General features: G+C 42.8%; 22 protein-coding genes and 5 tRNA genes. 6 read left to right on the top strand and 21 right to left on the bottom strand.

Features of this window, described 5'->3' with window-relative positions:
* Positions 1 to 14: 14 nt before the first annotated feature.
* From IEE86_RS19465 to IEE86_RS17650, 21 genes are all read right to left on the bottom strand, one after another.
* A complete protein-coding gene (locus tag IEE86_RS19465) occupies positions 15 to 434 on the bottom strand; it encodes a DUF418 domain-containing protein (protein ID WP_263479585.1) in 420 nt (139 codons plus the stop codon).
* A 17-nt stretch (positions 435 to 451) separates the two neighbouring features.
* Positions 452 to 1,141 carry a DUF418 domain-containing protein gene (locus IEE86_RS19460; protein WP_224741069.1) on the bottom strand — a complete coding sequence of 230 codons (690 nt, stop codon included), beginning with the start codon at positions 1,139 to 1,141 and terminating at the stop codon, positions 452 to 454.
* Positions 1,142 to 1,281: 140 nt separating this feature from the next.
* Entirely contained in the window at positions 1,282 to 1,425 is a 144-nt protein-coding gene (locus IEE86_RS17740) for a hypothetical protein (protein WP_224741068.1), read from the bottom strand.
* An 82-nt stretch (positions 1,426 to 1,507) separates the two neighbouring features.
* Complete coding sequence (locus IEE86_RS17735) at positions 1,508 to 1,918, bottom strand: RidA family protein (protein ID WP_191098351.1); 411 nt, start codon at positions 1,916 to 1,918, stop codon at positions 1,508 to 1,510.
* Between the two features lie 116 nt (positions 1,919 to 2,034).
* Positions 2,035 to 2,799, bottom strand: coding sequence for an ABC transporter permease (locus IEE86_RS17730; RefSeq protein WP_191098350.1), 765 nt, complete (start codon positions 2,797 to 2,799; stop codon positions 2,035 to 2,037).
* Entirely contained in the window at positions 2,796 to 3,713 is a 918-nt protein-coding gene (locus tag IEE86_RS17725) for an ABC transporter ATP-binding protein (protein WP_191098349.1), read from the bottom strand. Before IEE86_RS17725 ends, IEE86_RS17730 begins: the two co-directional genes overlap by 4 nt.
* Before the next feature lie 14 nt (positions 3,714 to 3,727).
* Positions 3,728 to 3,919 carry a PLD nuclease N-terminal domain-containing protein gene (locus IEE86_RS17720; RefSeq protein ID WP_003217265.1) on the bottom strand — a complete coding sequence of 64 codons (192 nt, stop codon included), beginning with the start codon at positions 3,917 to 3,919 and terminating at the stop codon, positions 3,728 to 3,730.
* A gap of 161 nt (positions 3,920 to 4,080) precedes the next feature.
* Entirely contained in the window at positions 4,081 to 4,437 is a 357-nt protein-coding gene (locus IEE86_RS17715; RefSeq protein WP_191098348.1) for a DUF2200 domain-containing protein, read from the bottom strand.
* 149 nt (positions 4,438 to 4,586) lie between these two features.
* Entirely contained in the window at positions 4,587 to 4,874 is a 288-nt protein-coding gene (locus IEE86_RS17710) for a hypothetical protein (RefSeq protein WP_191098347.1), read from the bottom strand.
* Positions 4,875 to 4,936: 62 nt separating this feature from the next.
* The gene (gene glmS, locus IEE86_RS17705) at positions 4,937 to 6,739 is read right to left on the bottom strand and encodes a glutamine--fructose-6-phosphate transaminase (isomerizing) (protein WP_191098346.1); all 1,803 of its coding nucleotides are present in this window, start codon (positions 6,737 to 6,739) and stop codon (positions 4,937 to 4,939) included.
* A 559-nt stretch (positions 6,740 to 7,298) separates the two neighbouring features.
* Positions 7,299 to 8,645 (bottom strand): phosphoglucosamine mutase, encoded by a 1,347-nt coding sequence (gene glmM, locus IEE86_RS17700; protein WP_106051005.1) that lies wholly within the window; start codon positions 8,643 to 8,645, stop codon positions 7,299 to 7,301.
* Between the two features lie 25 nt (positions 8,646 to 8,670).
* Complete coding sequence (locus IEE86_RS17695; RefSeq protein ID WP_191098345.1) at positions 8,671 to 10,077, bottom strand: CdaR family protein; 1,407 nt, start codon at positions 10,075 to 10,077, stop codon at positions 8,671 to 8,673.
* On the bottom strand, positions 10,070 to 10,891 hold the full coding sequence (gene cdaA / locus IEE86_RS17690) for a diadenylate cyclase CdaA (RefSeq protein ID WP_008344027.1): 822 nt from the start codon (positions 10,889 to 10,891) through the stop codon (positions 10,070 to 10,072). Before cdaA ends, IEE86_RS17695 begins: the two co-directional genes overlap by 8 nt.
* A 216-nt stretch (positions 10,892 to 11,107) precedes the next feature.
* Positions 11,108 to 11,734: an anti-sigma-W factor RsiW gene (gene rsiW, locus IEE86_RS17685; protein WP_191098344.1), complete on the bottom strand. Its 627-nt coding sequence runs from the start codon at positions 11,732 to 11,734 to the stop codon at positions 11,108 to 11,110.
* A gap of 14 nt (positions 11,735 to 11,748) precedes the next feature.
* Positions 11,749 to 12,312, bottom strand: a complete 564-nt coding sequence (gene sigW / locus IEE86_RS17680) for an RNA polymerase sigma factor SigW (protein WP_144522526.1) — start codon at positions 12,310 to 12,312, stop codon at positions 11,749 to 11,751.
* 183 nt (positions 12,313 to 12,495) lie between these two features.
* A complete protein-coding gene (gene rocF / locus IEE86_RS17675) occupies positions 12,496 to 13,407 on the bottom strand; it encodes an arginase (RefSeq protein ID WP_191098343.1) in 912 nt (303 codons plus the stop codon).
* A gap of 137 nt (positions 13,408 to 13,544) precedes the next feature.
* Positions 13,545 to 13,616 (bottom strand) — tRNA-Gln (locus IEE86_RS17670).
* 4 nt (positions 13,617 to 13,620) lie between these two features.
* Positions 13,621 to 13,705: transfer RNA gene (locus IEE86_RS17665), tRNA-Tyr, on the bottom strand.
* Positions 13,706 to 13,733: 28 nt separating this feature from the next.
* Positions 13,734 to 13,806 (bottom strand) — tRNA-Thr (locus IEE86_RS17660).
* A 3-nt stretch (positions 13,807 to 13,809) separates the two neighbouring features.
* Positions 13,810 to 13,885 (bottom strand) — tRNA-Val (locus IEE86_RS17655).
* A gap of 6 nt (positions 13,886 to 13,891) precedes the next feature.
* A tRNA-Glu gene (locus IEE86_RS17650) sits at positions 13,892 to 13,966 on the bottom strand.
* A 220-nt stretch (positions 13,967 to 14,186) separates the two neighbouring features.
* Between IEE86_RS17650 and murQ the strand changes: the two genes are divergently transcribed.
* Genes murQ through IEE86_RS17620 form a run of 6 tightly spaced genes read left to right on the top strand, consistent with a single transcriptional unit; the run spans position 14,187 to position 21,919 of the window.
* Positions 14,187 to 15,098, top strand: coding sequence for an N-acetylmuramic acid 6-phosphate etherase (gene murQ / locus IEE86_RS17645; protein WP_191098342.1), 912 nt, complete (start codon positions 14,187 to 14,189; stop codon positions 15,096 to 15,098).
* A gap of 14 nt (positions 15,099 to 15,112) precedes the next feature.
* Positions 15,113 to 15,982 (top strand): MurR/RpiR family transcriptional regulator, encoded by an 870-nt coding sequence (locus IEE86_RS17640; protein WP_191098341.1) that lies wholly within the window; start codon positions 15,113 to 15,115, stop codon positions 15,980 to 15,982.
* A complete protein-coding gene (locus IEE86_RS17635; protein ID WP_191098340.1) occupies positions 15,979 to 17,358 on the top strand; it encodes a PTS transporter subunit EIIC in 1,380 nt (459 codons plus the stop codon). Before IEE86_RS17640 ends, IEE86_RS17635 begins: the two co-directional genes overlap by 4 nt.
* A 13-nt stretch (positions 17,359 to 17,371) precedes the next feature.
* Positions 17,372 to 18,727, top strand: coding sequence for a penicillin binding protein PBP4B (gene pbp4b, locus IEE86_RS17630; protein WP_191098339.1), 1,356 nt, complete (start codon positions 17,372 to 17,374; stop codon positions 18,725 to 18,727).
* A gap of 13 nt (positions 18,728 to 18,740) precedes the next feature.
* On the top strand, positions 18,741 to 20,660 hold the full coding sequence (locus tag IEE86_RS17625; protein WP_191098338.1) for a glycoside hydrolase family 3 protein: 1,920 nt from the start codon (positions 18,741 to 18,743) through the stop codon (positions 20,658 to 20,660).
* A gap of 53 nt (positions 20,661 to 20,713) precedes the next feature.
* On the top strand, positions 20,714 to 21,919 hold the full coding sequence (locus IEE86_RS17620; protein ID WP_411955709.1) for an exo-beta-N-acetylmuramidase NamZ family protein: 1,206 nt from the start codon (positions 20,714 to 20,716) through the stop codon (positions 21,917 to 21,919).
* Positions 21,920 to 21,957: the final 38 nt, after the last annotated feature.

The raw sequence follows: 21,957 nt of genomic DNA, 5'->3' as shown, positions 1-21,957 counted from the left end.
TTTTAATAAAACATTTATCTCCAATATACCCATTTTCCCATAAGCCATTCCACAGGACCTCTTCTCCACTTTTTCAAATAGAGATAGCTGATGAACAGCTGTGCTGTGTAAAGTCCGACAGCAAGCACCAGCCCAAACATCGACCCCATCTGTCCAAATAAACCAAGTCCATAAGAATAGAAAATCGTTGTACAAATAATCGACTGCGCCAAATAGTTTGATAGAGACAAACGGCCAAGCCTTGCGAGCAGACGTTTCAAGCCTTGGGCAGCCTTTGAATAGTAAAAAACAATAAAGGCTTGAATATAACCGATCGTCAGCACATAGGCACCTAACGTCTTCACCATTTCACTCCAAGGGGCATCAATAAACGTCACACATTTTAAGGCGAGCCCGATGATGATCATCCACATCCAGCCCTTGCGATAGGTCATTCCTCGATCTTCTTCTGTCAGATGACCTTTTTCCCGATCGCCATGCCAAGCAGTGCAAATGGACCGATCATGATAGGAGCATAGAGAAGACTTAAAATTGGTGTCAGAGTAAGTGTTACAATTGCCATCATGATGGAGACGATTACCATATCATCTTCGATTGTAATCCGGCTCAACACAATATCGCCATATGTACCAGTCCCATATACATTTGTTAATAATTCAGAATTTCCGTAAATAAAATTCATTAGAGATGGATAAATCACTAAAGATACGGCACCTAAAATACCCGACCATATAAACACTGTTTTGATTCGGCTGTGTATAAACATCATTAGGAAAAACGTACAAGCTCCATAATAGAGAAGAATGTCACCATTCCAAATAAAGATTAAATGCAGCATCCCAAGCACAATAAGACCAAAGCCGCGGCGAACGACGATGGCATTCGTATTCAGCCCCTTGGCCTTTGTAGATTCAATCAGTTTGATAAAAGAATAACCAAACAAAAAGGAGAAAATCGGATAAAATGACCCTTGGAACAAGATTTCCGTCACATATACCCCAAACTCCTGTCCCCATATGCTCGGATCATACATCTCCTCAAAATCATAATCATATTGAAAATTAAGCATATTCACAATCAAAATACCTAATAAACTAAAACCACGTAAACTATCAATAAATTCAACCCTAGATCCCTTCAACACGACAGCTCCTTCGGAAAATATAAAAATAAAGCATATTTATCCTACCACACTTTTAAAAAATTGGATCTCATCCCCATGTGAAAAATCATGTTTTAAGGTAAATTTAATAAAAAAACCTAGAATTTATATTCTAGGTATCATACTAATGAATGATGACTATCTTCTTTCCGCATCACACGCTTTAAATAAAACAATATTCCCAATCCGAATAAAATCAACGTCAGCTCTCCATCTGTAGAAATCGGTAACCATTTCAGCATCATTAAAATTAGCAAAATCATTCCAACACCTGCGGAAAAAAACGACGTTTCTTTTTAATTCTATGTTAGATTGAAACAACAAAACACACCTATTTGTGTAAAGTCATTTTCTCTCATCACCCAAAACCATCTCCTGACACGCCCACGCATCCACCTCTACCTTTAAAGCAGGAGAAGCCAAAGCCACCACAAATATCATCGTCATACAAGGCAAATGATCCCCTAAAAACTGACTCATGACTCGTTTTCTGCCCGCGGCATCAAACTCGCCTACCAAATAAAACACAAGCTTCGTTATATCCTCCACTTTCATATCTGCGGCTTCAACGTTTCGTTTCACATTCTCTAATGCTAGTTCGAGCTGCTCCATCGGGCTCTCTGGGATGGTCCCATCGACTTCCATCCCCACTTGCCCTGATAGGGTTAACCACCGCTGTGGTCCGGTTGTCTCTATTTGATGGGCATAAGGTGCAACTGGCGGGTGAATGGTCTCAGGATTACGTGATGTTCTCATTGATAAAAACCCCTTTTCTGAAAATACAATCAATTTTCATCCATCATACCAAACTTTCAACCGTATTCAGATTTTTATGCTCGTAGTAAACTCGAAGAAACAATCGCATTTGCCTGCTATAATTCTTGTTTTCTAAAAAGAAACCATCCGATGAGAAAAAAGAAACCAATCAATACCGATACACCTAGAAAGCTTGTAAGTGCCTCATCCGAATAAGTCCCTCTATGAATCATCTCCTCAGCCGCACTTGTTACGCCTTTAGGTGCAAACTTCCCTAATGTATTCTCATAAAACGAAGGAACGGTAAAAAGGATGAGGTTGATCAAAAGAGAAACACCGCCCGCAGTCACAGAGCGCTTAAAGAACGCCGATGCACAAATGGTCGACACCACAATGAGCAGTAGGTTCGGATAATACAAAAGCGTTCCTTTTAACACATTGCCCCAATCCACATGCCCAAACTGGATGTCCACATAATAAACGGAAGCTAGCACCGCCACTATCAAACTAAACAAGGTTAAACAGGCATAGGCACATATTTTTGATATATAATAACTCGCTCGACTGACTGGTTTCACCATAATCATCGAAGCGACCCCAGAGGCACGCTCTCCCGCAATCGTCCCCATCACGATCATAATGAGAATAAAAACGCCGAGCGAATCGAATTTACTCAATGCACTTGCTAAAGCCTCTCCAGCGCTAGGCTCTGGTATATAAAATGTAGACCCTTCAGGTAAATTAGCTGATTTAGATAGAAGATCCGGCAGCATTTTGAGCGTAATAGGCTGTGTAATCATTAAAATCGTAAAAATGATAGGAACAAATAAGATTTTATAACTAGTGAATAACTCCCTAAATTCCTTTTTTAGCATCATCATGCATTCACAACCTTCATGAAAATATCTTCAAGCGTCAGCTTAGATAGTTGATAATGGAGGAGAATACCACCAGCTTCAGTGATAAGACCCGGCAGCTCCTTCAATGCCGTTTGTTGATCGTTGACTCGCACCTGATAAGCGTCTCCAGTCTCAATACAATCCTCCACCCAATCCCGCTCCTTTAACAAAGCCACTAGCTCCGCATTCTGTTGATCTAATTGAAATTCAATCATGGGCTGAATATAGTCTTCTTTGATCTGTTTCATGGAAGAGGACATCTCAATTTTCCCACTGTTGATCATGATAATATGATCCGCCACCCGCTCAATGTCATCTAAAATATGGGTCGACATAAAGATCAGCATCTCATGCTTTAGACGCTCAATCAAAGTCAGGACGTCTTTTCTCCCCATCGGATCAAGTGCAGAGACAGGTTCATCTAGAATAAGAACCTTCGGGCTGTTGATGAGCGCCTGCGCAATGGCAAGTCTCTGCTTCATGCCTCCACTATAGCTGCCAATAACGCGATCCTTCGCCTCATACACACGGCAAAGCTTCAACAGCTCCTCTGTTTTGGAACGAATGATTTTTTTCTCTAAATGAAATAACCCGCCAACCCAATGCATCCATTCCTGCCCCGTCATATCCTGATAAAATGCAGGATGCTGCGGACAATACCCCATCACATGACTGATTTGATTCATATCCTTTGTCACATCCAATCCCGCCACCTTCACAACACCAGTCGTAGGACGAGCAAGCCCCGTCAGAATCCGGATCGTCGTTGTCTTCCCCGCTCCATTGGCTCCTAAAAAGCCGACACATCCGACCTCCCCAACAGAAAACGAAACATTTTTTAAAACTTCATTCGGGCCATACGATTTCGTCAGCCCGTGACACTCTAGCATATTCAAGCGAATCCCCCCTACTAAGATTGTTTACGACCAAAAATGAAATACGCAATAGGACCGGCACTCGCCACAAACACAATCACCAAAGCCCAAACCCACTTCACTTCACCTCTAATCCTCGATGGATCTCTTTTCAGCAAATCAAACAAACCAATCACCATTAAAATCGCTTGCAGCAAAATAAGAGGTAAAATCATCTTCATATCCATCCACGCCACTCCTTTTTCAAACACCATTTTGTTTTGATATCACTACTTTTGACGACATGAAAAGTGAATTCGTTCAAATGGATTTTATTTTTATCAATCGAATGGTCTATAAGATATAAAAAAGCCCAGTGAAGGTTGTTCACTGGGCTTGCTTGTGATGATCATGATGAAACTCGCAAAATCTTTTCCATCGTCTTTCCTTTTGCTAACTCATCAATCAGCTTATCTAGATAACGAATGTTTTTCATCGTTTCTTCCTCAATGTCCTCTACTCGAACACCGCAGATGACTCCTTTAATTAAGCTACGGGAAGGATGCAGCTCTGGAGCCTCAGCAAAAAAGGCTTCAACGTCTATCTGTTTGTCCAACTGTTGCTGTAACTCATCTGCACTGTACCCCGTTAACCAACAAATAATCGTATCAACCTCAGACTTCGTTCGTCCCTTTCTCTCTGCCTTTGCGATGTAGAGAGGATAGACCTTTGCAAAGCTCATTGTGTAAATTTTATGTTTGGTCATGTGTCTGCTCTCTTTCTTTGTTAAATGCTTTACTTGTATTTCTTCTCATGTATAACATGCCTATCCCCTTTATTTTCAAACCAGTTCAGCATTCTATCTTTAATGAACATAGCACATTATAACCAATGGGAATTACATATCAATACAACTTATAAACGATGGTATAAACCTCTACTATTTCCCTTTTTATTCTCTTCATCTTTTTTAAAAGCCCTATATTTTAGAAATTGAACGATACAAAAACCAATGAATACACCAATTGGTCCTCCACTTGAAGCAGGATCACCAATCAACAAATAAGAGCTAATAAACAATGCGACATAACCAATCAAGAAAAAAGTAATTCCCCATTTTTCCTTTTTTAAGTATCGAATAAAAATGACATCTCCTCCTTGAAAAAAAATCTTTATATTGATGATCAAAGTTGTTCTATTCACAAAAATACCCCTTTAGAAAATGATATCTAAAGGGGTATCAAAAATCCGATTTTATTTAAAACCTACTCCACCGTCACACTCTTCGCAAGGTTACGTGGTTTATCCACATCACACCCGCGGTGAAGGGCTGCGTAGTAAGCGATCAGCTGTAATGGGACAACAGATGCAAGTGGTGCAAGTGCTGGGTGTACAGCTGGAAGGACGAAACGGTCGTCTTCGTCTTCTAGGCCTTTCAGTGAGATGACACATGGGTTTGCTCCGCGTGCAACAACTTCTTTGACGTTACCGCGAATGCTGAGGTTCACGTGCTCTTGTGTTGCAAGGGCAATGACCGGTGTGCCTTCTTCAATTAAAGCAATCGTGCCGTGTTTGAGTTCTCCGCCAGCAAATCCTTCTGCTTGGATGTAAGAGATCTCTTTTAGTTTTAGTGAACCTTCAAGGCACACATAGTAGTCAAGTCCTCTTCCGATAAAGAATGCGTTACGTGTCACTGTGAAGAAGTCACGAGCGATTTGTTCCATTTCATCCTTTTGATCGACAAGGGCTTCCATTGCGTTTGCCACAATACCAAGCTCTTTCACAAGATCAAAGTCAAGAGATTGACCATTTAATTCAGCGGCAACGGATGCAAGGATCGCGAGAACAGCAATTTGTGCTGTGTAGGCTTTTGTTGAAGCCACTGCGATTTCTGGTCCTGCATGAAGAAGCAATGTGAAATCCGCTTCACGAGAAAGCGTTGATCCTGGCACGTTTGTGATCGTTAATGCTTTATGACCAAGCTCTTTGACTTGAACAAGTACAGCACGGCTGTCCGCAGTCTCCCCAGATTGAGAAAGGAAGATGAACAACGGCTTTTTCGATAGAAGCGGCATGTTGTAAGAGAATTCACTTGCTACATGGACTTCTACAGGTACTTTCGCCCAGTCTTCAATATATTGTTTACCAACAAGTCCAGCATGGTAGCTCGTTCCACAAGCCACAATGTAAATGCGGTCTGCTTCTGCTACTGCGCTTGCGATATCGCCAGCGACTGACAGCTTGCCGTTTTCGTCTTGATATTCTTGGATGATTTTGCGCATGACAAGCGGCTGTTCATCCGTTTCTTTTAACATGTAGTGAGGATATGTGCCTTTCTCGATGTCGCTTGCATCAAGCTCAGCGATATAAGAAGGACGTGTCATGATATCACCGTCAAGGTTTTTGATGATGACCTCGTCTTTGGTGACAATGACCATTTCTTTATCCATTAATTCCGCATATTCGTTCGTTACTTGAAGCATCGCCATTGCGTCAGAAGCCACAACGTTGAAGTCTTCGCCGAAACCAACCAATAATGGGCTTTTGTTTTTCGCCACATAGATTGTTTCTTTGTTTTCGTTATCGAAAAGGGCAATTGCGTAAGAGCCTTTTAGTTGAAGAAGCGTTTGACGGAAAGCTTCCTCTGTATCAAGACCTCTGTTTACAAATTGTTCGATGACTTGAACAACAACCTCTGTATCTGTGTCGCTTTTAAGTGTGACGTCTTGTAAATATTCGCGTGTCAATTGTACATAGTTCTCGATGACACCGTTATGAACAAGCGTAAAACGGCCAGAAGCACTTTGATGCGGATGCGCATTTAGATGGCTTGGTACACCGTGTGTTGCCCAGCGGGTATGTCCAATTCCTGCTGACGATGCCACGTTTGCATCAACGACCTCACGAAGCTCAGCGATACGTCCTTTTTCTTTGAACACATGCACGCCTTCTTCGTTTGCCACAGCGATACCTGCTGAGTCATACCCGCGGTATTCAAGCTTCTCTAAACCTTTTAATAAAATTTCCTTCGCATCATTCTGACCAATATAACCTACGATTCCACACATAAATATTCTTCCTCCCGATCATGTGAAAGGGACAAGGAAAGCCTACTAAAATAGAAGGGACATTTCTTCGTCCCTCTCTACATGTTTAATTTGGGAGATCATGTGTATTCCCTTTGTACAAAGAATCACCTCTTTGCTTTAAAGAAACACTTACGGCTGTGATCTCTTTTGATCAGCCGGGAGGCATCCGCCGAAAATTCGATAACCTCCATCCTCGTCAACTAAGCATCTGTCGTCCGATCGCTTAGTTCGGGCGCTATAATTATAAGAGAGTTCCTGAACATCTACCCTGCCTTTCTTGATAGAATAAAAATCTTAGTAACACAAGGATGATTGTACTATAAGGTCTGACCTCCGTCAATCACAATGTAGGGGGTGATCCCTTTCATGTTAGAAAGCGAGACCTCCATACACTATATGCGATGAGGCTTGTCACGTTCTACCTTATGAAGGCAGCAGCAAATTGCCCTTGCTTATATGATTCTTACAATTCACTTCACTTATGACGATTATTCGAAAAAAAAAAGCAAACCGCTGCTTAGCGATTTGCTTTCATCTATTACTCAATACCCATTTCCTCTTTCACAACAGCGGTAATTCGAGTCACATATTCATCACACAGCTCTTTTGTTTTCGCTTCAGCCATGACACGTACAAGCGGCTCTGTTCCAGATGGACGAACAAGGATACGGCCGTCACCGTTCATCTCTTTTTCGACCTCTTGGATCACCGCTTTTACTTTTTCATTTTCTTCGACTTTATATTTATCAGATACCTTCACATTCACTAGAAGCTGCGGGAACTTTTCCATTTCAGCCGCAAGCTCTGATAATGTTTTTCCTGTCGCTTTTAGTGTATTCACAAGCATGATAGCAGAAAGCATGCCGTCACCTGTCGTATTGTAATCGAGGAAAATCAAGTGTCCTGACTGCTCGCCGCCGACATTATAGCCGTCCTTTTTCATCGCCTCGACCACATAACGGTCACCAACAGCGGTTTGGATGCTCTTAATGCCCTGCTTCTCCAGCGCTTTATAGAAGCCTAGGTTACTCATGACCGTGGACACGACGGTGTCATCCTTTAATCGGCCTTCACCCTTCAAATAACGTGCACATATGTACATAATTTGATCGCCGTCTACAATATCACCTTTTTCATCGACTGCAATTAAACGGTCACCGTCACCATCAAACGCAAGACCAATATCTGCACCCTTCTCCTTCACAAAGGCAGAAAGTGCCTCTGGATGAGTTGACCCTACACCATCATTAATATTCAATCCGTTTGGTGATGTTCCCATTGTCGACACATCAGCATCTAAGTCAGCAAATAAATGTGTCGCTAGAGAAGAGGTTGCACCGTGTGCACAATCAAGCGCCACATGAATGCCTGTGAAATCCTCGTCCGCCGTCTGCTTCAAGAATTGCAAGTATTTCTGACCGCCTTCAAAGTAGTCATTCACCGTTCCAAGGTCGGCTCCAACTGGACGTGGTAATTGATCGACTGGCTGATCCATCAGCTGCTCAATTTCATTCTCCTGTTCATCTGACAGCTTAAAGCCGTCACCGCCGAAGAATTTGATGCCATTATCCTGAACTGGGTTGTGAGAAGCCGAGATCATGACACCTGCTTCTGCATCCATTGCCTTCGTTAAATAAGACACACCAGGTGTTGAGATCACACCTAGACGCATCACTTCTGCTCCAATTGAAAGAAGACCTGCAACAAGTGCTCCTTCTAGCATATGACCGGATACACGCGTGTCTCGTCCAACGAGTACCTTTGGACGTTCTTTATCCTTCGTGAGCACATAGCCGCCAAATCTCCCAATTTTAAATGCGAGCTCTGGCGTTAATTCGCTATTCGCCACACCCCTTACACCATCAGTTCCAAAGTACTTGCCCATGTTTCAATCGCTCCTTTTTTACCATTCAAGAGGACGCTGCGTCCTCTTTTTTATCTTCTTTCATCCGCTGTCTCTGAATTGATTCTTTCTTTGCTTTATCTTGTGTCGATTCCTCTTTACTTTTCTTTTCCTGATCATCATCAGATGATTGATCCTTTCGATCATTCGTAGAAGCCGGCTGATCTTCTGTATCAGTAGAGGTAAGTTTCACCTTGACCTTTGATCTCGATAATGTCCACGTCACATTTTGAGGACCGTTCACTTGTACTTTGACCTCATGTGTTCCTTCGTTTAAGTCCCCCACATTGATATAGGCTTCAACATCTGAAGCCTTTAGTTTATCAATAGCACTCTTTGATCCCTTTGCTGTTAACGTAAGCCGCCCAGAAGACGGGCTTACAAAATCAGAGGTGAGATCCTTACTCAGACCTACGACAGAAATCGGTACATTATCGATCTTTTTTTCTTCAGCTGTTGCAACCTTCACTTTGATCTTAACAGTTTCGGGCGATACCTTTTTCACACCATCTGGCAGGGGAATGTCGGCATCAATCTCCGTATCATCTTTGATCTTGCTTAGGTCCAGCTTGACCCCATCAATAAAATCAAGTGCATCCAGCACCTTTTGAGAGCCGTATACTGTGACCTCACTCGGGTTTGTCTCAATGCTTGAAATACTGATCCCATCCGGTAAGCTGCCCGTCCGCTCAATTTTAAACGGGACCTTCTTGCTCGGACTCGTGATCGGGACTGTAATATCCACCACTGACGGACTCACTTCAACTGGCAGCTCGTTCCCTCTGCTATCATACACAGTAAGCTTCGCTTCTTTTTGGATTTGCTGATCGACATCCTCTAAGTTCACAAATGCTTTAATGACAGAAATTTTGTCGATGACATCCTTTGATCCAGTGACAGTCACTTTTTTCGGATTCACAATGGGCTGTTCGGGTGAATAGCCGTCTTTGATTTTATTTTGATTATAAAATTCTGTTTCAACAGGAAATTCAGCGGTCGTTTTTTCTTGTATCGTCACAGTCGTCACAGATGGATTAATTGATAATGTGATTCCCTTTGATACATCTCTTGCCTTCAGTTCCACTTTATGTGTACCTGTCGTTAAATTTTGCATATCTGCGTAAATTTCAAAATTCTTTGTTTGTCTTGCTGTTTTCACAGCACTTGTTGAGCCTTTAATCGTGACATTGACTGTCTGCGGCACACCAGTGACGACGTACTTCTCGTCATCATAATACGCTTTAACAGGAATGTCGGTTAAGGTTGCTTCATCTGTTGTCGATGTTGGGAAAAAGGATTCACCGATTTTTTTCGGCGTGGGCGCTTGCGCTGAATTGACTGCACCATACAGCAATAAAGCGAAGACCAATGCAAGAAACTTTACGGCCCAGCGATTATTCAAAATCTTATCCATTTTTCTTGCCCCTCCAATACCATTTGGTCGAGGAAGCATCTTTGCTGTTCTTACTAAACTCAGCAATCAGCATTTCTTCAAGCGCTTCTTCTGTCAATTCTCGATGGAGATCACCATTTCTTGCGACACTTATGCCGCCTGTCTCCTCAGAGACGATGACGGTTAAGCTGTCTGTCACTTCACTAATACCAACTGCCGCCCGGTGACGGGTTCCGAGTTCCTTAGAGATAAAAGGACTTTCTGACAGCGGTAAATAACAAGCCGCAGCTGCAATTTCATCACGCTTCATAATGACAGCACCGTCATGAAGTGGTGTATTCGGAATGAAAATATTAATCAGCAGTTCAGAACTCACCTTTGCATTCAAAGGAATTCCTGTCTCTATGTAATCATTCATCCCCGTATCACGCTCAATTGTCAGCAGCGCTCCTATTCTTCGTTTTGCCATATAGTTAATTGCTTTTGTAATTGCCTCGATCGTTTTCTGCTGCTGTTCCTCTACAGGTGTCCCGCTTCTTGAGAAGAAACGGCCGCGCCCAAGCTGCTCAAGCGCTCTCCTTAGCTCTGGCTGAAAAATAATAATGATCGCAAGGAAACCCCACGTAATCGCTTGATCCATCAGCCATTGAAGTGTGTTAAGACCGAGATACGCACTTCCCATCCTGACGAGAACAATGACCACAATTCCCTTTAAAAGCTGAACCGCTTTTGTTCCGCGGATGACCATCATTAATTTATATATCACATACCAAACAACGAGTATATCAACAGCATTACCGAGGTACTGCAAAAAAGGAATATCCCCTAAAGCCATTTCCTCGTCCTCCAGAATTTTCAAGTTTCTTCGTTTGATGCATTTTTTGATAAAAAAGAGCCTATGTGTTATTACATAGCGTGGCTATTATACCACATTTTATTTCAGCAAGGAAAATAGTTGCCATATCTGGCTGGCTTTCTAGTATGCGTAAATGTGAGCAATGGTGGTATAGAAAAAGAGCAGCCCCTAAGAGGCTGCTCCATGCTGTTTGATTTACTTTTGCTCCTCTGGCCCAATCACCCGCATCACACTTTGTGCTGTGGATTTCATTTTGTACCAGATCCAATCAAACACTTCATTGATTTCATTAATTTGACCAGTGACTTGTCCGGCAGAAGCAGTCAGCTGTTCTCCATTGACGACAGTAACATTCCCATCAACCTTGCCTTCTACAATCAGCTTGCCATTTTTGACAGTGACATCACCTTTCACGGTTTCCCCTTTAGGTACGGTCACTGTATCATTTTCAACCACGAGATTCGGCTGCTTTGACACACTGAAATTATGATCGGTATTCCAGCTTGTAAACAGACTGCCTCCCATCAAAATGAGAAAGAGGGCAGCGGCTACCATTAGCGGGTGAGCTTTGATCCACCTTTGAATCGACACACGCTTTTTCTCCTTTGGAAGACCTGCCATCACCTTTGCAGTGAAATCAGATGGTGCTTCTATATGAGATGTACTCTGCACTAGCGCGATGGATTTCTCAATTTGTTGAAAATGAGTACGGCACTCCTCACACGATTGCAGATGGCTCTTTAATTCTTTTTCGTCTTCGGGCACGATATCCCGGTCTAAATACTGATGCATAAGCTGGACGATTCTATCCTGACAGCTCATCAAAATCACCTCACTCAAAGGTCTCTCAACTGTTTCCGGAGAGCCTCTCTACCCCTGTGTATTCTCGTTTTCACCGTACCAACCGGTATATTTAGAATCTCACTAATTTCTTTTAACGAGAGTTCATCAATATACTTTAATACGATGACCGAACGATATTTATCGGGTAATCTTAGAATTTTTTGCTGAATGGTACTCGATAACTCAAGAGACACCACCTCATCCTCTGGCAAAATGCCATCAGCAGCAATTTGAGAATACATATTCAGTCCTTCTGTTCCTGCCACCTCTGCATCTAAATAATAATCCGGCTTTTTTTTGCGAATACGGTCGATGGTCAGGTTGGTTGCAATGCGGTACAGCCACGTGGAAAACTTACGATTCACATCAAAGCTCTCAATATTCACATAGGCACGAATAAACGCCTCCTGCGCAATATCCTCTGCTTCGTGTGCATTCCCAAGCATACGGTAGCACAGCTGATAAATTTTGTCTTTATACAGGTCTACGATGTCTGCAAATGCGTTCTGGTCGCCTTTTTTCAATTGCTTAATTCTCTTTTTAATCATTGTGTCCATAGTATATTCAACCTCTGCCTTCACCGGTCTTTATGTATACGAACCTCTTTCCAAAAGGTTTCATTCTCCTCTAAAAAATAGTGTAACAAATTTTTGACAGCATGTTACGCATATCAGCCGGTAAAAACCTTAATATATCCTTAAAATTACTGAAATAAAAAAAGAACGGGAACAAGTCCCGCTCTACAATAGCTTTTCACCCATTAACGAACCAATTAACGCCACAGCCGCTTCAGCTGTTTTATTTTTCTCATCTAATACTGGATTTACCTCCACAAATTCGGCAGAAGTCAAAATACCCGCTTCCTCTAAAAGCTCCATTGCAAGGTGACTCTCACGATAACTAATGCCTCCTGCCACTGGAGTTCCTACACCAGGGCACTCCGCTGGATCTAACCCGTCTAAATCAAGCGACAGGTGAACACCATCTGTTCTTTCCTTTAAATATGCAATAGCCTCCTCCATCACCCTTGTCATTCCTAAACGATCAATTTCGTGCATCGTATACACTTTAATGCCTCTCTCTCTAATCAATGCCCGCTCTCCTTCATCTAAGGATCGAGCACCGATTAAAACGACATTTTCAGGCTTCAATTTAGGAGAATAACCGCCAATGTTTGTTAAATCACCATGCCCTAGACCAAGACTGACTGCAAGCGGCATGCCATGGATATTCCCAGAAGGAGAGGTTTCCTCCGTATTTAAATCACCATGTGCATCATACCAAATAACACCTAAGTTTTCATAATGCTTAGCTACCCCTGCAAGTGTACCAATGGCAATGCTATGATCACCACCTAAAATCAGCGGAAACGAACCTGACTGAACAATACTGTCAACCTTCTCAGCAAGCAGCTGATTCGCACCAGCATTTTCCGTTAGATTTTTTAATTTTTCACTAGTATATAAACCTTTCTCATCATCTCTTTGCTCAACCGGAATATCCCCGAGATCCTCCACATCAAATGAAAGCGATTCCAATTTTTCTTTTACACCTGCACACCGAATCGCACTCGGCCCCATATCAACGCCCCTTCTCATTTGACCCAAATCCATCGGAACCCCGACAATCGTGACCTTCTTTTGATCTCCCATATGTACATCCCCTTTCCATTCATGCTTATATTTTACTTTCTCAATGCCTCTTGACTCAACTCGACAATATTTTGAATAGTTATACATTCCCTCTGCCAACATAAAAAAAAGACACCTTTTTGAAAAAGGTGTCTTGACTGGGCTAGCTGGATTCGAACCAACGCATGACGGAGTCAAAGTCCGTTGCCTTACCGCTTGGCTATAGCCCAAAAATGGTGGAGGGGGGCGGATTCGAACCGCCGAACCCGGAGGGAGCGGATTTACAGTCCGCCGCGTTTAGCCACTTCGCTACCCCTCCACATATGGAATTAATAAAGGAAAAACAGTGCCGGCAAGAGGACTTGAACCCCCAACCTACTGATTACAAGTCAGTTGCTCTACCAGTTGAGCTACACCGGCATATGGTGGAGGATGACGGGCTCGAACCGCCGACCCTCTGCTTGTAAGGCAGATGCTCTCCCAGCTGAGCTAATCCTCCACATCTTGGTGACCCGTACGGGATTCGAACCCGTGTTACCGCCGTGAAAGGGCGGTGTCTTAACCGCTTGACCAACGGGCCAGTTTGTCAAGTTTACTGTGTCCTTGAAGCTGACAAAAGTTATTATATACAGGTTGTCTCCCTTTTGTAAAGGGGAATTTTATTTTTTTTATTTTCTAATAATTCGCCAGCATGTAGCACAACATTTTAACTGAAATTTAATTTCAGTATTTAAATATAATATTGAAATTTCATATCACACTCAATATACTGAAAATGAAGAAATAAGGAGGTATGTCACATGCAGCCATCTCAACTGCGTTCTTTGACAACAGAATCAAGAAACCCCAACACAATGGGAATTTCACAAGCAGATCCGCTCGAAATACTCCAGATGATCAATGAAGAAGATATGAAAGTTGCTCATGCAGTCAATCGTGTACTTCCACATGTCAAAACAGCAAGTGACTTTGCCTATGAATCCATTTCGAATGGAGGCAGACTCATTTACTTAGGCGCTGGAACGAGCGGCAGAATTGGTGTGATGGACGCGGTCGAATGTCCACCGACCTATAGCGTTTCACCTGATGTCATTGTAGGCATCATGGCAGGCGGTGATTCCGCTTTTTCACATGCTGCCGAAGATGTGGAAGACAGTGAAGAAGCCGGCAAACAGGATTTAGCCTACATCCACCTCACGTCAAAAGATACGGTCGTCGGCATTGCCGCTAGTGGCAGGACACCCTATATCATCGGCGCTTTAAACTACGCTAAATCCATTGGCGCAAAAACAGTAGCTCTCAGCTGCAATGAAAAAGCAGAAATCAGTGAACTGGTAGACTGTGCCATCGAAGTCGTCGTTGGACCAGAAGCCATCACCGGGTCCACACGAATGAAAGCCGCATCCGCTCATAAAATGATTTTAAATATGCTTTCCACCTCTGTCATGATCAGACAAGGCAAAGTATATGAAAACCTGATGGTTGATGTAAAAGTAAGCAATCATAAATTAAAAGAACGTGCCATCACCATCATTCAACATGTGACAAACGCTTCCTACGAACAAGCCGTGAAGACTCTTGAAGCAGCAGACTTAGAAGTCAAAACCGCCATCGTCATGCTCCAAACAAACACAGATAAGAAAACAGCGAAAGATTTACTCAACAAAACGCATGGTCATATCGATAAAGCCATCTCGCGTCATCAATCCTAAAGGAGGCAAAGCCCATGTCAGCAGGTGGACTCACCCTACTACACACAATGAAAGCAAAGCTACCCCAATCTGAAAAAATCATTGCAGACTATATCCTTGCCCACCCTGACAAAGTCATTAAAAGCACTGTACACGACATCAGTCAGGCTGCCGGTGCAAGCAGCTCTGCAGTCATCCGTCTTTGCAAATCTCTCGGGCTAGACGGCTATCACGATTTGAAAATGCGGATTGCTGGAGACTTAATGCATACCGAAAAACAAGGCTACCGAGATATTGAACAAGATGAACCACTTCAATCCATTATTCAAAAAACAGCAGGAAACTCCATTCAATCGATTAAGGATACCGCCTCTATTTTAAATGTAGATGCTTTAGAAAAGGCCGTTCAATTGCTGCTGCATGCAAACCAAATCCATTTTATCGGTGTTGGTGCATCTGGCATCGTGGCTGCTGATGCCCAGCAAAAATTTCTCAGAATCAATTATGCGGCCACAGCCTTTACCGACATGCATATCGCATCCACCGTCATCGCAAACGCAGGAAAGGATGACATTGTTTTCGGAATATCCTTTTCAGGAGAAACGTTAGACATCATCCAAGCCCTTCAGCTAGCAAAAGACAATCAAGTGAAAACCATTGCCTTAACGCATCCAGGTCATACAAGCGTTTCTGCTTTATGTGACGTTCACCTATCTACGTCCGGTTCCAATGAAGCACCTTTTCGCAGTGCTGCCACTTCCTCTAGAATGGCGCAGCTCTACTTAATTGATGTCTTGTTCCTTAGTTTAGCCTCCCGTCAATATGAAAAGACAGCGCAATATATTGACAAGACAAGGCATGCCATCCGCTCCATGAAACGAAAATCAAAGGGGGATTCAACATGAGTCATCAAAAGAAATATCAGCAGCTGGCGAAGGATATTCTATCGCTCTGTGGTGGTTCTGAAAATATCTCTTCCCATACACATTGTATGACACGTCTCCGAATTACACCGATTGACAATGAACAAGTTCACATCACAGCAATCAAAGAACTCGATGGCGTCATAGGCGTCGTCGAGGCAGAAACGCTTCAAATCATTTTAGGTACTGGTGTTGTCAACCAAGTATCAAGTGCGTTTGAACAGCTGCTAAATGCCTCGGGCTCTTATGATTTAAACAACGAAGCACAAAAAAACAAGCAAGCCATTTCACAAAAGAACCGCACACCGTTCAAGCTTTTCTTACGGCGGATTGCCAGCATTTTTATCCCTATCATTCCGGCACTAGTTGCGTCAGGTCTCATTACTGGTATTACAAAAGCAATCGTGCAAGCAGGCTGGCTCGATGGAAAATCTCAAGCGGCGATTATTTTAACGGTTATAGGCTCTGGCCTGTTCGCCTATCTCGGTATATTAGTCGGAACAAATGCCGCAAAGGAATTTGGAGGCTCTCCTGCATTAGGCGCATTAGCGGGTATCCTCATTATTAATCCGGCCTCCGCAGACATTATGTTATTTGGCACAAATATTCTACCAGGCAGAGGCGGACTCATCGGTGTTCTTCTAGCCGCCATCTTTATGGCATTAGTGGAAACTCGAATTAGACGCTTTGTCCCGCAATCACTCGATATCATCGTCACACCAACCATCACACTACTCATTACAGGAATTTTCACATACGTTGTCTTCATGCCAGTCGGCGGTTTTATATCTGATGCCATCACATCAGGACTCACTTATTTATTAAACATTGGCGGTATCTTCGCTGGTTTTGTTCTTGGTGCGACCTTCCTTCCACTTGTTGTAACTGGACTTCACCAAGGACTGACACCGATTCATATGGAACTCATCAATTCAATTGGGGATGACCCGCTTCTACCTATTCTCGCTATGGGCGGTGCAGGACAGGTAGGCGCTGCATTCGCCATTTATATGAAAACAAAAAAGAAAAAACTCAAAAGAGCCATTGCAGGCGGACTTCCTTCAGGAATGCTGGGCATTGGTGAACCGCTTATTTTCGGTGTCACACTCCCGCTGGGAAGACCATTTCTCACCGCTTGTCTCGGCGCAGGAATCGGCGGCGCATTTCAATCCTACTTCCAAATTGCGACGAAAGCCATTGGTGTATCAGGTCTTCCATTAACCTTTATTGTTCACACACATCAAATGCTTCTTTACTTAATAGGATTATTCATTGCATATGTTGCTGGATTTATCTTCACATACTTATTTGGATTTCATGATGATATGGCTATTGAATTCGAGGAAACCAATCAATAAGGAGGTCTAGCTCTTGAAGAAATGTTTTCTTTTGATGACATGTCTATTCATGCTCTTTGGGCTACCCGTACAAACATTTGCAACTAGCTCCCATCCTGTATCGTCTTTGTCTAAAACAGCACCTGAAGAATATCCCGTCTTAAAAAAAGCAAAACGACCGGAACAAGCAGGTTTTTCTTCCAGGCAGCTTAGGAAGGTTGATCAAATGATTCAAAACGATATCAAAGCAGGGTTTCCAGGAGCCGCGCTTATCATTATCAAGGATGGAAAGATCGTTCATCAAAAAGCCTATGGCTACCGGCAAAAATACGAGGGCACAACCGAGCTCAAATCGTATAAGAAAATGAAAAAGAACACAATGTTCGATCTAGCATCCAATACAAAAATGTATGCCACCAACTATGCCCTGCAAAAGCTTGTCTACGAGCAAAAACTAGATGTGAACGAGAAAATACAAGCCATTCTGCCAGACTTTCAAGATGAACCAGATGCAAAGGTCACCGGCAAAGATCAGCTTCGGGTAAAAGATCTCCTCACACATTCTGCCGGTCTCCCATCCAGTGTCTTATTTTATAGCAAAGAAGCAGCTGGCTCTTTTTTCTCTCAAGATAGACAAACAACGATGAAATGGCTGCCAAAGGTGCCTCTCCAATACAAGCCAGGCACCCAGCATATTTATAGTGACATTGATTACATGCTGCTAGGCATGATCATCGAGAAAAAAACAGGTATGCCCCTTGATCAATATGTAGAATCGACGATCTATCGGCCACTAGGGCTCAAGCATACAATGTTCAATCCGTTGCAAAAAGGATTCAAGCCGAAGCATTTTGCAGCGACCGAACGTTTAGGCAATTCGCGAGATGGTGTGATTGACTTTGAAAACATTCGCAGGTACACACTGCTAGGTGAAGTACACGACGAGAAAGCATATTACTCCATGGCGGGTGTCTCAGGTCATGCTGGACTTTTCTCTAACACCTCCGATATGGCCGTGCTGCTTCAGCTGATGCTTAACAAAGGAGGCTATGGGAAAACAACCATCTTCGATCAAGCTTCTATCGATCTCTTTACGGCATCCTCAGACACGAACCCAACTTACGGGCTAGGCTGGCGAAAAAACGGTCATACTGACATGGAATGGATGTTTGGAAAATATGCAAGTAACGAAGCATATGGACATACAGGCTGGACCGGAACGATGACGTTGATTGATCCCAAACACAATCTAGGTATCGTCTTACTGACGAATAAAAAACATTCACCTGTCGTTTCACCTGAAACCAACCCTAATCAATTTGAAGGTGACCTTTTCCCAACTGGTACCTATGGAAGCATCATGACTGCAATCTACGAATCTTTTAAGTAAAAGGAGGAATTCGATGTTAAAATCTCTCTTCCCCGCTGCACTGGTTTTGACCCTGCTCACCTCTTCCATTCCAACGGAAAAGGTGAGCTCCGCCTCTCTTCCAACCGCAAAACAAATGGTGCAAGACATGTCACTGGATGAAAAGATAGGCCAAATGCTCATGCCAGACTTTCGCAATTGGCAAACAAAAGATGAATCTGTGCCTACAGGCTTAACAAAGATGAATCAAGAAGTATCTCATCTCGTAGAAAAATATCATCTAGGCGGTGTCATCCTATTTGCCGAGAATGTCATTGATACGAAACAAACCGTCAAGCTCACCCATGCATTTCAAAAAGCATCACCAAAAATCCCTTTACTCATTTCAATTGATCAAGAGGGCGGAATCGTCACAAGACTACAAAAGGGAACACATTTCCCAGGAAATATGTCGATTGGTGCCTCTAGAAGCAAGAAAAATGCATACGACACAGGAAAAATCATTGGAAAGGAATTAAACGCCTTAGGAATCAATACAAACTTTTCCCCTGTTCTTGATGTGAATAATAACCCAAACAACCCCGTCATTGGTGTACGTTCCTTTAGCTCTGACCCTGCACTTGTCACTAGACTTGGCCTTCAAACCATGAAAGGTCTTCAAAAGGAAAAGACCATTTCCACTTTAAAGCATTTCCCGGGACATGGTGATACAGCTGTCGATAGCCACTACGGCTTGCCGCTCGTAGAACATGACCTCGATCGTTTAAAGAACGTTGAGTTATATCCATTTCAACAAGCAATCAACGCTGGTGCAGATATGGTCATGACCGCTCATGTGCAATTCCCTGCCATTGATGACACAACCTATCAAAGCAAAAAAGATGGCAAGGACATCATGGTTCCAGCTACCTTATCGAAAAAAGTCATTACACACTTATTAAAAGAAGAGATGGGCTTTAAAGGCGTTGTTGTGACGGACGCTCTAAATATGAAAGCGATTGCAGATAACTTCGGACAGGAAGAAGCCTTAGTGATGGCCATTAAGGCAGGCGTCGACATCGCTCTCATGCCAGCACCAGTCACCTCTCTAAAAACGGAGAAAAACCTAGAGAATGTGTTCAATGCTATAAAACAAGCCATTTTAAAAAAAGAAATTCCGTTGTCTCAGATCAACCAATCTGTCGAAAAAATCCTTCAATTAAAGATCAAACGCGGCATTATATCCTCCAAAAAACCAATCAGTCTTGAGAAAAAAATAAAAAAAGCCATTCAAGTCGTTGGGAAAAAGTCGCACCGTAAAGCAGAACAAAAAATGGCACGTGAAGGAATCACCCTGCTTAAAAACAACAAAAAGACCTTACCTTTTAAGCCCAAAAAGAATGACCAAGTTGTGGTCATGGCACCTTACGAAGATCAAACAAAAGCAATGTCTGTCACGATTGAATCTCTGATCAAACAAAAAAAGCTCAAACCTGTACGTATCCAATCATATGCTTTTGCGGATAAAACCTTCTCCAAAGAAACAGCCAAACTGATCCAAGATGCTGACTATGTCATTACCGGCTCTTACGTTGTTCAAAATGACCCAGCTGTGAATGATGGCGTAATTGATGACAATGTACAGGACCCGAAAAAATGGGCAACCGCATTCCCTCGTGCTGTCATGAAAGAAGCAGCATCACAGAACAAAAAAATGGTCATCATGAGTCTTAGAAATCCTTATGATGCGGCTAATTTTGAGGAAGCCGATGCCTTACTGGCTGTTTACGGCTTCAAAGGCTACTCAAACGGACAATTCAACCAGCCAAATATCCCTGCTGGACTAGAAGTAATATTTGGAGCGGCATCACCTAAAGGCAAACTGCCAGTTGATATCCCATCTGTCACTCATCCAAATCAAACCCTTTACCCATTTGGCTATGGACTCAACTTGAAAGGGAAACAGATCAAATAGGAGGGATTCTCTTGAAAAAAACAGCAAGCTTGATACTCGCAAGCATTCTCATAATGAGCACATTGACCGCCGCCTCTCCCGCAGATCATGGACGAACAGACACTAAAGGAAAAAAAGCAGCAGTCAAAACAGGAATCGAAACACTACTCACAAGCAATCTCTCATGGCTAAAAGGGAAAAGAGTTGGTCTCATAACCAACCCGACTGGCATTGATACAAATATGAAAAGCAGTGTCGATCTCCTATTTGAGCATCCAAATATTCAGCTCACTGCCCTATATGGACCTGAACACGGCGTCCGCGGCGATGCACAAGCAGGAGAAGGCGTTGAATCCTATACCGATGAAAAAACAGGTCTGCCTGTTTACTCTCTTTATGGAAAAACAAGAAAACCAACTGCTGATATGCTCAAAAATGTAGATGTCCTGCTATTTGATATTCAAGACGTCGGTGCTCGTTATTACACCTATATTTACACGATGGCTTATGCGATGGAAGCCGCTAAGGAAAATAACATTCCATTTGTTGTCCTAGACCGTCCAAATCCCATCGGTGGGCTAAAAGTTGAAGGACCCGTATTAGAACCTGAACACGCCTCTTTTGTGGGGCTCTATCCAATCCCATTAAGACATGGAATGACCACTGGAGAGCTGGCAAATATGTTTAACAAAGAGTTTCATATCAATGCGGATGTAACAGTCATCAAAATGAAAAATTGGAAACGAGCCATGACGTTCGATGACACGAAGCTGCCGTTCGTCCTTCCTTCACCTAACATGCCGACCGTTGATAGTACCTTTGTATATCCAGCCACAGGATTAATTGAAGGCACAAACGTCTCGGAAGGAAGAGGAACGACAAAACCGTTCGAGCTCATTGGTGCTCCATATATCAATAGCAACGAGCTAGCGGATCATTTAAATCAGCTAAAGCTAAAAGGTGTTCAATTTAGACCCGTTTCATTCACCCCTACCTTTTCAAAACATGCCGGGACATTATCTCACGGTGTACAGCTATATGTCACAAACCGCTCTTCATTTGAAGCTGTGAAAACGGGGTTATCTATCATCAAAGCGATCCATGATTTATATCCCAATGACTTTCAATTCCTTCAAACAGGCAGCTTTGATAAACTCATTGGGAACGCTTGGATCAAAGAAGAAATCAATAAAGGCACTTCCGTCAAACACATCATGAAACGCTATCATCACGACCTCAAAACGTTCGAAAAGAAACGGAAAAAATATCTCATCTATTAACTCGCAAAAAAACCTCCATCCTTTGAGAGATGGAGGTT

The organism is Bacillus crepusculi (assembly GCF_014764715.1).
GTDB lineage: Bacteria > Bacillota > Bacilli > Bacillales > Bacillaceae > Bacillus.
The sequence above is the reverse complement of the archived record's forward strand: the minus strand, read 5'-3'. Positions and strand labels throughout refer to the sequence as shown.

Excerpts from the sequence above, each read along its gene's own strand:
- IEE86_RS17640 (WP_191098341.1), top strand. The coding sequence starts at position 15,113 with ATGTCAGCAGGTGGACTCACCCTACTACACACAATGAAAGCAAAGCTA.
- IEE86_RS19465 (WP_263479585.1), bottom strand. The coding sequence starts at position 434 with ATGACCTATCGCAAGGGCTGGATGTGGATGATCATCATCGGGCTCGCC.
- rocF (WP_191098343.1), bottom strand. The coding sequence starts at position 13,407 with ATGGGAGATCAAAAGAAGGTCACGATTGTCGGGGTTCCGATGGATTTG.
- glmM (WP_106051005.1), bottom strand. The coding sequence starts at position 8,645 with ATGGGCAAGTACTTTGGAACTGATGGTGTAAGGGGTGTGGCGAATAGC.
- IEE86_RS17720 (WP_003217265.1), bottom strand. The coding sequence starts at position 3,919 with ATGGATATGAAGATGATTTTACCTCTTATTTTGCTGCAAGCGATTTTA.
- IEE86_RS17635 (WP_191098340.1), top strand. The coding sequence starts at position 15,979 with ATGAGTCATCAAAAGAAATATCAGCAGCTGGCGAAGGATATTCTATCG.
- IEE86_RS17695 (WP_191098345.1), bottom strand. The coding sequence starts at position 10,077 with ATGGATAAGATTTTGAATAATCGCTGGGCCGTAAAGTTTCTTGCATTG.
- IEE86_RS17735 (WP_191098351.1), bottom strand. The coding sequence starts at position 1,918 with ATGAGAACATCACGTAATCCTGAGACCATTCACCCGCCAGTTGCACCT.
- IEE86_RS17620 (WP_411955709.1), top strand. The coding sequence starts at position 20,714 with ATGAGCACATTGACCGCCGCCTCTCCCGCAGATCATGGACGAACAGAC.
- IEE86_RS17740 (WP_224741068.1), bottom strand. The coding sequence starts at position 1,425 with ATGATTTTGCTAATTTTAATGATGCTGAAATGGTTACCGATTTCTACA.
- glmS (WP_191098346.1), bottom strand. The coding sequence starts at position 6,739 with ATGTGTGGAATCGTAGGTTATATTGGTCAGAATGATGCGAAGGAAATT.
- murQ (WP_191098342.1), top strand. The coding sequence starts at position 14,187 with ATGCAGCCATCTCAACTGCGTTCTTTGACAACAGAATCAAGAAACCCC.
- sigW (WP_144522526.1), bottom strand. The coding sequence starts at position 12,312 with ATGGACACAATGATTAAAAAGAGAATTAAGCAATTGAAAAAAGGCGAC.
- cdaA (WP_008344027.1), bottom strand. The coding sequence starts at position 10,891 with ATGGCTTTAGGGGATATTCCTTTTTTGCAGTACCTCGGTAATGCTGTT.
- IEE86_RS17715 (WP_191098348.1), bottom strand. The coding sequence starts at position 4,437 with ATGACCAAACATAAAATTTACACAATGAGCTTTGCAAAGGTCTATCCT.
- rsiW (WP_191098344.1), bottom strand. The coding sequence starts at position 11,734 with ATGAGCTGTCAGGATAGAATCGTCCAGCTTATGCATCAGTATTTAGAC.
- IEE86_RS17625 (WP_191098338.1), top strand. The coding sequence starts at position 18,741 with ATGTTAAAATCTCTCTTCCCCGCTGCACTGGTTTTGACCCTGCTCACC.
- IEE86_RS17730 (WP_191098350.1), bottom strand. The coding sequence starts at position 2,799 with ATGATGATGCTAAAAAAGGAATTTAGGGAGTTATTCACTAGTTATAAA.